Annotated in this window: 6 protein-coding genes; 4 read left to right on the top strand and 2 right to left on the bottom strand. The window is 47.2% G+C overall.

What is annotated here, in order from left to right:
- Nucleotides 1-270 precede the first annotated feature (270 nt).
- The 3 genes from hrpA (at nucleotide 271) to CRENPOLYSF2_RS12360 (ending at nucleotide 6,946) form a co-directional block, all read left to right on the top strand.
- A complete protein-coding gene (gene hrpA, locus CRENPOLYSF2_RS12370; RefSeq protein WP_087144258.1) occupies nucleotides 271-4,173 on the top strand; it encodes an ATP-dependent RNA helicase HrpA in 3,903 nt (1,300 codons plus the stop codon).
- Nucleotides 4,174-4,661: 488 nt separating this feature from the next.
- The gene (locus CRENPOLYSF2_RS12365) at nucleotides 4,662-5,813 is read left to right on the top strand and encodes a lipase family alpha/beta hydrolase (RefSeq protein ID WP_176371117.1); all 1,152 of its coding nucleotides are present in this window, start codon (nucleotides 4,662-4,664) and stop codon (nucleotides 5,811-5,813) included.
- Between the two features lie 74 nt (nucleotides 5,814-5,887).
- Entirely contained in the window at nucleotides 5,888-6,946 is a 1,059-nt protein-coding gene (locus CRENPOLYSF2_RS12360; RefSeq protein WP_087144256.1) for a HEAT repeat domain-containing protein, read from the top strand.
- A gap of 512 nt (nucleotides 6,947-7,458) precedes the next feature.
- Here the strand turns inward: CRENPOLYSF2_RS12360 and CRENPOLYSF2_RS12355 are convergent.
- Both CRENPOLYSF2_RS12355 and CRENPOLYSF2_RS12350 read right to left on the bottom strand, forming a co-directional pair.
- The gene (locus CRENPOLYSF2_RS12355) at nucleotides 7,459-8,814 is read right to left on the bottom strand and encodes an FG-GAP repeat domain-containing protein (protein WP_087144255.1); all 1,356 of its coding nucleotides are present in this window, start codon (nucleotides 8,812-8,814) and stop codon (nucleotides 7,459-7,461) included.
- Nucleotides 8,811-9,662, bottom strand: coding sequence for a hypothetical protein (locus tag CRENPOLYSF2_RS12350; RefSeq protein WP_087144254.1), 852 nt, complete (start codon nucleotides 9,660-9,662; stop codon nucleotides 8,811-8,813). Before CRENPOLYSF2_RS12350 ends, CRENPOLYSF2_RS12355 begins: the two co-directional genes overlap by 4 nt.
- Before the next feature lie 1,280 nt (nucleotides 9,663-10,942).
- Here CRENPOLYSF2_RS12350 and CRENPOLYSF2_RS12345 point away from each other — a divergent pair.
- Entirely contained in the window at nucleotides 10,943-11,182 is a 240-nt protein-coding gene (locus CRENPOLYSF2_RS12345) for a hypothetical protein (protein WP_087144253.1), read from the top strand.
- Nucleotides 11,183-11,217 lie beyond the last annotated feature (35 nt).

Genomic DNA, 11,217 nt, shown 5'->3' with positions numbered 1-11,217 from the left:
ATTTTGTCCCGTTTTAAATTGGTAGCCCAAATGTATAAACCTCGTAGGTTTTACGCTGGACAAAAAAGCATATCCAATATTTAAAAAATAACAGAGTAATAGCCTGAAAATCATAAACAACAGCACAAACATTACGCAAGCACAGATAGTGTAGGATAATGAGCGCCAAACTATGTGGTGTTGGGCGTGTTATAGAGCAAGGTTCAGTTGAACTCTCAATGCTATAGGCTGCCACCGCATCACCCTTCTTGTCTTTACATCGCCGTATTAATGTCAACTTCTGATTTAATCAAACAACTCACTAATCAATTACCCCAGTGCCTAGGCCAAGACCGGCATGGCTTAAAGCGCCGACTGGACAGTTGCCGCACCGACTACCAAAAAGGCAAGCATTCCGATGAAAAACTGCATGGGCTGGCGCGGCAGATAGAAAAATCGCTGGCGGCCAGAAACAAACGCCTGGCCAGTATCCCAGCGCTGAATTTCCCTGACTTGCCGGTGACCGACAAAAAAGACGACATTGCCCAACTAATCCAAGACCACCAAGTGGTGATTATGTGCGGTGAGACCGGTTCCGGCAAGACTACGCAGTTGCCCAAAATTTGTCTGTCGATAGGCCGAGGCACGTCAGGTTTTATCGGCCACACCCAGCCACGGCGTATTGCCGCCCGTACCGTTGCTGACCGTATTGCCGAAGAACTGGGCGAACCTATGGGCAAGTCGGTCGGTTATAAAATTCGCTTTAATGATCGTACCCATGCCGATTCGCTGATTAAATTAATGACCGACGGCATTTTGCTGGCTGAGTCGCAAAATGATCCGTATCTTAACCAATATGACACGATTATTATTGATGAAGCGCATGAGCGCAGCCTGAACATCGATTTTTTGCTCGGTTACATGAAATGGCTGCTGCCCAAGCGCCCCGACCTAAAGCTTATCATTACTTCGGCGACCATTGATACCCAGCGCTTTTCGGCACATTTTGATAATGCGCCGATTATTGAAGTGTCTGGCCGTACTTATTCGGTGGATACCCGTTACCGGCCTATCGAACAAAAAGAGGAGGAAGATGAAACCAGCGATGATTTGCAAAATGCCATTCTCGATGCCGTTGATGAACTGTATCGGGATTTGCGCGGCGATGTATTGATTTTTCTCAGTGGTGAGCGGGAAATTCGCGAAACCACCGAATCACTGAAAAAACACCATCCCAGCAAATACGACATCTTGCCGCTGTATTCCAAGCTCAGTGTCAGCGAACAAGAGCGGGTGTTTAATCCCAAGGCGGGCGGCAAGATACGCATCGTGCTGGCCACCAATGTTGCAGAAACCTCGCTCACCGTGCCCGGTATCCGCTGTGTGATTGACCCCGGCCATGCCCGTATCAGCCGGTACAGCCACCGTAGTAAAATCCAGCGCTTGCCGATAGAACGTATATCCCAATCCAGCGCTAACCAACGGGCAGGGCGCTGTGGTCGTGTGGCGGAAGGTATTTGCATACGGCTGTATTCGCACGATGACTATCTGGCCAGGCCGGAGTTTACCGAGCCGGAAATCATGCGCACCAACTTGTCGGCGGTGATTTTGCAGATGGCGGCGCTCAATTTGGGCGATATTGCCGACTTCCCGTTTTTGGAACCGCCCGACGACAAGATGATCCGTGACGGCAAGACCATGCTGGCCGAAGTCAATGCGCTGGACAAGACCGGCAAGCTCACCGATATTGGCAGACAACTGGCCAAGTTCCCCACCGACCCCAAGCTGGCGCGGATGCTGCTGGCCGCTGCTGAAGAGCATTGCTTGACCGAAGTCAGCATTATAGTGGCGGTACTCAGTGTACAAGACCCGCGCGAAAAACCCGCTGATAAAATGCAACAAGCCGATGCCAAACATCTGGCGTTCCGCCATCCTGAATCGGACTTTTTGACGCTGCTCAACGTCTGGAATAGCTTTGAGGAACAGAAAAAGCATTTGTCTAACAGCAAGTTGCGTAAGTATTGCACGGAAAACTTCCTGTCCTACATACGGATGCGCGAGTGGTTCGACATTCATGCGCAGATCATGCAGGTGGTGAAGGGGGATTTAAAGTTCCACCCCAACACCGACCCTGCCAGTTATGAAAAAATCCACCGCGCCTTGCTGACTGGGCTGTTGTCTAATATCGGTTTTCGGCACGACCAATACGAATACCTGGGCGCACGGGGCCTGAAGTTCTTTATCTTCCCAGGTTCTGGTTTGCACAAGGTTAAGCCTAAATGGATCATGGCCGCAGAACAAGTGGAAACCAGCAAGGTGTATGCGCGTACCGTTGCTCGCATCGAGCCGGAATGGATAGAGGCTTGCGCCCCGCATTTGGTTAAGCACAATTACTTTGACCCGCATTGGGCCAAGAAAGGCGCGCGCTGCATGGTGTCGGCACGTACCATATTATATGGCTTGACCTTGCAGGCCGGACGCAAAATTCCCTATGATCATGTTGATTCTAAGGCGGCAAGGGAGATTTTTATCCGTTCCGCCCTAGTTGACCATGATTACCACAGTAACGCGCCGTTTTATGTCGCCAACCAGAAGTTATTGGAAGAAGTCGGCATTATCCAGCACAAGGGACGGCGTGTGGATTTGGTGGAAGATGAGCAATGGTTGTATCAGTTTTACGATGCTAAGCTACCTGAGGAAGTTTTTAGCGGTGTTAATTTGGATACCTGGCGCAAAACTGCCGAACGCGCCAATCCGAAAATCCTGTTTTTAACTAAAGAAGATTTGACCCGCGAGCAGGAGAATTTTGTTAATGAATGGGATTTCCCTGACAGCAAAAAAGTCGGCAATTTGACGTTTGCCCTGCAATACCGTTTTGAGCCGGGCCATGATGAAGACGGTGTTACCGTGTTGATTCCGGTGCATCAGCTTAACCAGGTGTCGCAAACGCCGTTTGACTGGTTGGTGCCAGGGCTACTGGAAGAAAAATGTGTTGCGCTAATGAAGGCACTGCCCAAGCAAATCCGCAAAAATTTTGTGCCGGTGCCAGAGACGGTTAAACGCTGCCTGGAAATAGAGCCGGACTTTAAGGGCGCGTTGCAAGAATGGTTGGGTAATCGGCTGCGCAAGTTGACCGGTGAGGCGATTCCGCTCAATGCCTGGGAAATGGACACGGTTGCGCAGCATTTAAAAATGAATTTTCGGGTGATAGATGATCAGGATCGGATGCTGGATTACGGCCGCGATTTAAAAAAGCTGCAAGCCAAATACGCGGTTGAGGCGGGTGACAGTTTTGACCAGATTGCCTCGGATGAGTTGCAATATACCGGTTTTATTCAGTGGGGTTTTGACGATTTGCCGGAGACTTACGAGTTTATCCAGAAAGGCCAGCGTTTTGTGGGTTTTCCGGCCATTATTGACGAAGGTGATGCGGTCGGTGTGCGTATTTTTGATACGCAGCACAAAGCCGCTTATCAGCATCAGAGCGGCTTAATGCGGCTGTTTCAGTTGCAGTTGCGCAAGGAATGCACTTATACGCTCAAAAATATGCCGCAATCGGCGGCAGTGGAATTGGCGTATCAGCGTTTACCAAAACACCCGTTGATTCAAGATGATAGTGATGTATCTTATAAACAGGATTTGTTACGCTTGATTTTGCACACTGTGTTTGTGGCAGGCCGAGAAATACGCACGCAACCAGCCTTTGAGCGCAGCTTACAGGAAAATAAGCCACAATTTATGGGCATAGCCAATGACGTGGGCAAGCTGGCGATGAGCATAATGCAATTGTACGGTGCAATTAAAATTCAGTTACAAGCGTTTAACACCACTGATCCATTGGCAAAAGACATTAGTGACCAGTTGGGTTTTTTGGTTTATGCAGGCTTTATCCACAATACACCTTATCAGCAACTTAAAGCCCTGCCGCGTTATTTAGCCGCTGTCCAGTATCGCATGGACAAGCGTGTTAATGATCCGCAAAAAGTGCAGGACGTTAATCGTTATGCACTGCGTTATTGGACGGATGTGGAGAAGCGCATGAAGAAAGCACGGGTTGTACCTGAGCAGGAAGTTTTTCGTTGGGCATTGGAGGAGTTTAGAGTTTCCTTGTATGCGCAGCAGTTAAAAACCGCGTATCCAATTTCTGCCAAGCGTATGGATAAAGTTTGGGAGGAGCGGCAATTGGTGCAATAAAACCCCCGCTTTGTCAATACTTATGCACAGATAAAATCAGCTACGGGAAAATGCTGGTGCTTAGCTAATTCAGCATAAGTCAAATTATTAACTAATTGATTATTAAGTGAATTATAAAATTGTAGTATTTATAGACAATGTAACAAAACTGTAATAAAAACCGTCGTTAAGCGACGTATCACACACGTTATCCACAGAGTTATCCACATAAATTGTGTATAACTGTTTACAGTTGTGCTGTGTTCATTATCTTGACATTGTGCGTATATCTGGTAGAGAATCAATGGTAACAATAGTTGGTGCGTTGTGCCTTGCGCCGTGTAAATACACGCAACTTTTATGTTTTTTAGCTTGACCAAGCCGAGATAAGTCAACATATTTCGTGAGATTTCAAATGCTACCATGCTAGTGTTTGTTACGATATGATTTGATTTAACAAAAAATTGTGTAAAATCAAGAAAATTTAAATGTTGAATAGCAGGAAAAATATGATTATTTTGAATAGATGTTCGCGTTTTTTTAAGCACGGGTTTGGCGGCAGTGCATTAATGTTAGTCAGTGTGTTGCCCGTGTTGAGTACCGCTCATGCGGCAACCGCCGTTGTAAGACCTAAACAAGTGGTGTTGTTGCTGCATGGTTTAAATTCTAATCTTAAAACCTGGAATAAGCTGGTTAGCAATAATGCAGGCTTTGATGGCCAATGTGGTAATCCGCGTGATGCTGATTTTGCCAGCGTTAAATTAACACCCAATAGTGAAGGTGTGTATTGTATGCGGGTAAACTTTGGTATGCTGGATCGTAATATCAGTGCGCCGAAAGGTTTGGATAAAAAAATCTGCGCCGAAAGCGGCGGTTGTCAAGGCGATTACTCAACATTTGACAGCTTAGGTAAAGAAATCGCGTGGTCGGTTAATCGTATTAAAAGTCGTTTTGGACCGACAGTACAGATTGTGTTGCTAGGCCATAGTCGCGGTGGACTGGCGGCCAGAGCTTTTTTACAGAGTCCAAGCCCGTTTAAACAACATGTCGTCGGTTTGATAACCACGGGTACGCCGCACGCGGGTACGCCGCTGGGCCGTTACCATAATTATCTTGAAAAAACCTGTTTGCCAGAATCAAAATATGATGGATTTTTTGATACAGGTGATTGTGCCGATGACTGGCGTTTTGTTAATTCAACACCCATTAAAGTTGTCGCTGGCTTGGATTTAAAAGCCCCTACTATTGGATTTTTATCAGATATTTCACCTGAAATCAATGTGTTGAATAAGAAAATCAGCGCATTACCGGCCATTAAAATGACGCAACTGTCATATGGTAATATTAAGTTTGGTTGTTTAGGTGGCGATGTTATTGATAGCCAAAAAAATTGCGGCTACGATATATTTGGCAATATTTGGCAATTTAAACCTTCTCGTGCCAGTTTAAACAATGTGTTAAATGGACAGGTGCGTGATACTTTTAGAGGCGATGGCATTGTGCCGGTTGCCAGTCAAAAAATGAGTGCATTAAAAGGCTGGAAATTGCCTGTTAAAGGCTACGCTAAATTAGAGCGCGTCCATGTTGTTGAAACACAACAGGTGCTTGATTTAACTACGGCATTAACCAATATGTATCAACAGGTAGGCTGGGTACTTTGAGTTAGAAAACACTAAATACCCCGTGTGTTTTTGTATACGTTGTGCATAGCTTTCAATCCATTGGAAATAACACTGTGATAAATTCAAAAATTTTTCCTGGCGTAATTGTCGTGTCTTTATTAGTGGCTGCACTTGTTTTTTCTGTTAAGCAATGGCGACAACCGGTGTTGCCAGTAAAAGATGATTCTACGGCAAATACAGTGATAAAACCGCTAAGCACTGGTGAGCAGCCTGTGCCAGAAGAGTTTATAGAATTAACCTCTCAATTGGCTAATGATACGGGTAATCAGAATTTTGCGTCTGTGCCGACACAAACTTTGTGGGAAAATTTGCTGGCAGGTTTTCATACCGGTAAAAATACCCAAATAGGTTTAGAAAACGCCCTGATTGCGCGTTTACGTAAAGAACCCAGTAATAGTATTTATAATGAGCTTTTGGCGCAGTTTAGGCCGGGTATTTTAGATGCGACCGCTCAGCAAGTGTTGGTTAGTTTGCTGGGCGAAGTGGCTAATTATAATGCCGCTGATGCATTAATGCGTTTGGTAACGGGGGGCTTGGTGCATGATCCTGATGTTAAATTATCTACTTTTCATGCGATCAGTAAGTTTAGCCCTGAGTCATGGCATGAGCATGCTAATACAGAGTTAGCCCCCGTATTTGAAGCCGCCTGGCAAACGCAAGATCCTGAGTATTTGGCTGCAATCGCTAATGTAATGGCCAGCATAGGCACAGCATCGACGTTAGATATTTTCATTCAAACGTTAACCGAAAATACGGATGCAGAGCGCAGCGATATTGTTAAGCAGGCGATGACCAATTTAGTGAATCCGGCGTTAATTCCTAAACTTGCGGCGTTGTTAAAAACATCATCTGAAAATGTTAGCTTAGCCAGTGGCGATGCATTAGCCAATATGGGCGATATTAATGCCGCTTTGGAGATATTTATCTGGGCTAAACAGGCGGATGCAAGTCGGGTTGATTTTGTTAAAGAATGGTCGGAAACCGCCATGAATACGACACCGGAATTTGTTGATTATTTAACAGAAAACTTAACAAAACAACCCTTTGCTGCCCCAGAAAATAAACAGGCTTTGTTAGGTGTTCTAAACGATGTGACCAATGGTGTCGAGTAATTGGTTACTAACCGGGGCTACCCACTTAAGGCGGGATAGTTTCAGATTAAGCTGTTCGTGGTGAGCTTGTCGAACCATGATCGGCTTAACCGCCCACCCTTTGACAAGCTCAGGGTGAACGGTTAAGCCTTGCACTGTGCCCCGTCTTAAATGGGCAGCCAGAAAAGCTTCAACCCAACTTATATTTTGCCTCTTATTAAGCTGGTAGTCTATAGAGCGGGGTGTGTATCAGTTTATTTTTGGTAATCATTCAGTCCCCCTCTTTGAAAAGGAGGGGTTAGGGGAGATTTTTAAATAAATCCCCCTCCACCCCTCGTAAACTCTCCCCCTTTTTCAAAGCACTGCCATTAAGTTAAGGATTTTTCCGTTCGTCCTGAGCTTGTCGAAGGATGGACGGAAAAATCCGAGTCCCGCCGCAACACAGCCGTTCATGCTTCGATAAACTCAGCACGAACGGCTGTGTTGCTTAACTTAATGGCAGTGCCTTTTTCAAAGGGGGAGGTGAATACATACTATTTTTGAGGTGTTGCCACCGACGTGTTAACCGGCTGGCTTAACCAGACTTGCATACTGGGTAGTTTGATATCGTTGGGTTTTTTGGGATTGTTTTTAGACGGGCGGGCTGTGTAACCGGTGCTTGCTACAATATCCAACCGTTGATCGCCATTTAAATCACTTAGCGCCAGTCCCCATACTTCATCAATACCGCTTGCGGGTAATTGTGTGCCTTGTTCGTAGTGCCATTGGCCTTTGCCGTCGCCTAAAACAATGTGCAGGCCAGCGGGCGTGTCGTCTATTCCATCCAGTCGGCCACCAATGACCGCATCAATATGGCCATCACCATCCATATCACCTAACGCGATGGCAGTTGCGCCTGCTTTAAGAGCGGGTAATATATCGGTGGATTTTTTCCAACTGCCATCAGCATTTTGCAAATAAGCTTCTGCACCGCCAATATCATTAGCGATTGCAAAGTCTTTTAGGCCGTCAGCATTTATGTCGGCGACTGCCAGTCTGCGGTACGTGCCTTGCATAGTGGTTATTGGCAGGCCAATAGATTTAGGTTGCCATTGGCCTTTGCCGTCGCCTAGCCATACGCGTGGGCCGTTATAATAGCTTGCGACAATATCCAGATGTTTGTCATTGTTAATGTCGTGCAGTTGTACGTCTACCGCCCAGCCTGCATTAGAGTCTTCATTGCCAGGGTCTTGTATGCTGGGCAGACCGTCACTTTTGGTTTCTCGCCATTTTTTGCCGTTGCTTTTGCCTAAATAGACGGTAAAACCGCCTTCATCAGCCGCAGCAGACACTATGTCTAACAAGCCATCCTCGTTAATGTCTCCCAGAGCCAAGTCTGCCGCACCGTTTAAAACGTTTAAGCCAGGGTTAATTGCGGCGGTTTTTTGTTGCGCTTCTGAGTTGAGTTGTTTGGCTAGTTGCCAGGTGTTTTGTTTATTACCCAGATAAACCAGAACCCCTGCACAATGGTCAGCAATGGCCAAATCTAAAAAGCTGTCTTTATTAATGTCGCCTATTTTTAAGCCGCCGCCGCAGGTGTCGTTGCTTTGGCTTAAGCCTTGCGAACTGTCTTGCCAGGCATTTTGTGGCTGACTTAGCCACACGCGTGGGCTTTTATCGTCACGCGAGTGGCTGGCTAAATCTAAACGACCATCGTGGTTAATATCAGCCAGTACAGGGGCGCTTTTCCAAAAACCAGATGCCGGTAAACCTTGTGTATTAAGTTGATAACGTAGGCGCTGCGAGGCTTCTATGGGTGCGGCGGTGGCTTGTTCTGGCACATTGTTAGGCGTGGTGGTGCAGCCCATTACCGCTAAACCAAGCACGCTACAGAAGTAAATGCGTCTCATTTTTTTATTCCATCGTATTTTATGTTTTTGGGGATTGCGTTTATTTTGCCAGCTTCTGGTGTCAGTGGAATATTAAAATACCAGTCACCTTTTTGTTTAACCCAGCTTTCTATCACGCTTCTTTCTTGTGCGTCCAGTTTTGCCGTCAGTGGATCGTTAGGTTTAATGGCAAAAGTAATTTTAACCGTGGCTTCATCTGGTTTGGCTTTAACAACTTGCGCCCAATCAACACGGGTAGATGAGTACAGGTATTGTGCTTTTTTCTTTAAAAATGCTTCCGCCGATACGCTGGCGCGATAATCCGGTGGCAAGAAGTTAGTGTAAAAGCTTTTCCAGTCTTGGCTGCTTTTGGCTAACCACGCATTTTTTGCCCGCTCAGTCAGCGTGCTTTCTTCGCTGGGTAAACGTAGTTTAGGCGGCAGGGCAGGGTGTTTTTGGCGCTCTGCTTCGGATGCGGGATGCCAGGTATCGGTTTTTTGCCACAGTTGCCACAGTTGGCTGTGGCGAGTTGGTGCATCAGCAAAGCGCCAGATTTTGGCATCAAAATCAGTGAGTACCCAGGCTAAGTTATCAGCAATTTCCAGGTCTACGGTTTTGGGGTTAATGGGGTCAAAAACGCCGGTATTGTTGCGGAGTTCACTGTATTGGGCGCGGCTGAGGGTGGCTTTGTCTTGTGCGTCTAATAAATCGTATGTGGCATTCCAGTCACGTTTGGTTTGTGCTGTCCAGTAGCGAGCAAGCTGGGCATCCAGTTGTGGGTCTTTGTCTAGGGCATATGCCGGTGTGTTTGCCATGAGGCTGGCTAACACGATCAGCATTAGGCTGTTAGGGGCTGTTATTTGTTTCATGTGTTATCCGTAGTGTGTATAAAAGAGGATGAGTTGGATTGTATCGTATTATAAATCATGTCAGTAGCTTTGATAGCAGTGAGATATTTTTTAAAACATACCGTGTTTACTTTAATGGGTGAGTCTGGGTTTTTTAGTGGGCAGCTGATAACAACGAGGGCTACCCACTTAAGGCGGGACACGGTGTAAGGCTTAACCGTTCGCCCTGAGCCTGTCGAAGACTGGGCGGTTAAGCCGATCATGGTTCGACAAGCTCACCACGAACGGCTTAACCTGAAACTGTGCCGCCTTAGTGGGTAGCCGAATGATCAAACCATGAACCACAAACCCTTCGGCAAAGCCTTTAATTCTGGCTACCCACTTAAGGCGGGACACGGTGTAAGGCTTAACCGTTCGCCCTGAGCCTGTCGAAGGGTGGACGGTTAAGCCGATCATGGTTCGACAAGCTCACCACGAACGGCTTAACCTGAAACTGTCCCGCCTTAGTGGGTAGCCGAATGATCAAACCATGAACCACAAACCCTTCGGCAAAGCCTTTAATTCTGGCTACCTACTTAAGGCGGGACACGGTGTAAGGCTTAACCGTTCGCCCTGAGCCTGTCGAAGGGTGGACGGTTAAGCCGATCATGGTTCGACAAGCTCACCACGAACGGCTTAACCTGAAACTGTCCCGCCTTAGTGGGTAGCCGAATGATCAAACCATGAACCACAAACCCTTCGGCAAAGCCTTTAATTCTGGCTACCTACTTAAGGCGGGGCACGGTGCAAGGCTTAACCGTTCGCCCTGAGCCTGTCGAAGGGTGGGCGGTTAAGCCGATCATGGTTCGACAAGCTCACCACGAACGGCTTAACCTGAAACTGTGCCGCCTTAGTGGGTAGCCGAATGATCAAACCATGAACCACAAACCCTTCGGCAAAGCCTTTAATTCTGGCTACCTACTTAAGGCGGGACACGGTGTAAGGCTTAACCGTTCGCCCTGAGCCTGTCGAAGGGTGGGCGGTTAAGCCGATCATGGTTCGACAAGCTCACCACGAACGGCTTAACCTGAAACTGTGCCGCCTTAGTGGGTAGCCGAATGATCAAACCATGAACCACAAACCCTTCGGCAAAGCCTTTAATTCTGGCTACCTACTTAAGGCGGGACACGGTGTAAGGCTTAACCGTTCGCCCTGAGCCTGTCGAAGGGTGGACGGTTAAGCCGATCATGGTTCGACAAGCTCACCACGAACGGCTTAACCTGAAACTGTGCCGCCTTAGTGGGTAGCCGAATGATCAAGCCATGAACCACAACCCTTCGGCAAAGCCTTTAATTCTGGCTACCTACTTAAGGCGGGACACGGTGCAAGGCTTAACCGTTCGCCCTGAGCCTGTCGAAGGGTGGGCGGTTAAGCCGATCATGGTTCGACAAGCTCACCACGAACGGCTTAACCTGAAACTGTCCCGCCTTAAGTGGATACCCACAACGAGTGCCCCGTTGGTAGTAGGCTATCAACTTAGGAACGCGCACGAAATAACTTGAGCAAGTTCATGCTTCGACAGGCTCAGCACGAACGG

The sequence above is a fragment of the Crenothrix polyspora genome (genome assembly GCF_900163755.1).
In the GTDB taxonomy this organism is placed as follows: domain Bacteria; phylum Pseudomonadota; class Gammaproteobacteria; order Methylococcales; family Methylomonadaceae; genus Crenothrix; species Crenothrix polyspora.
The sequence above is the reverse complement of the archived record's forward strand: the minus strand, read 5'-3'. Positions and strand labels throughout refer to the sequence as shown.

Coding starts and splice junctions, on each gene's coding strand:
- hrpA (WP_087144258.1), top strand. CDS start 271: ATGTCAACTTCTGATTTAATCAAACAACTCACTAATCAATTACCCCAG.
- CRENPOLYSF2_RS12365 (WP_176371117.1), top strand. CDS start 4,662: ATGATTATTTTGAATAGATGTTCGCGTTTTTTTAAGCACGGGTTTGGC.
- CRENPOLYSF2_RS12355 (WP_087144255.1), bottom strand. CDS start 8,814: ATGAGACGCATTTACTTCTGTAGCGTGCTTGGTTTAGCGGTAATGGGC.
- CRENPOLYSF2_RS12350 (WP_087144254.1), bottom strand. CDS start 9,662: ATGAAACAAATAACAGCCCCTAACAGCCTAATGCTGATCGTGTTAGCC.
- CRENPOLYSF2_RS12345 (WP_087144253.1), top strand. CDS start 10,943: ATGAACCACAACCCTTCGGCAAAGCCTTTAATTCTGGCTACCTACTTA.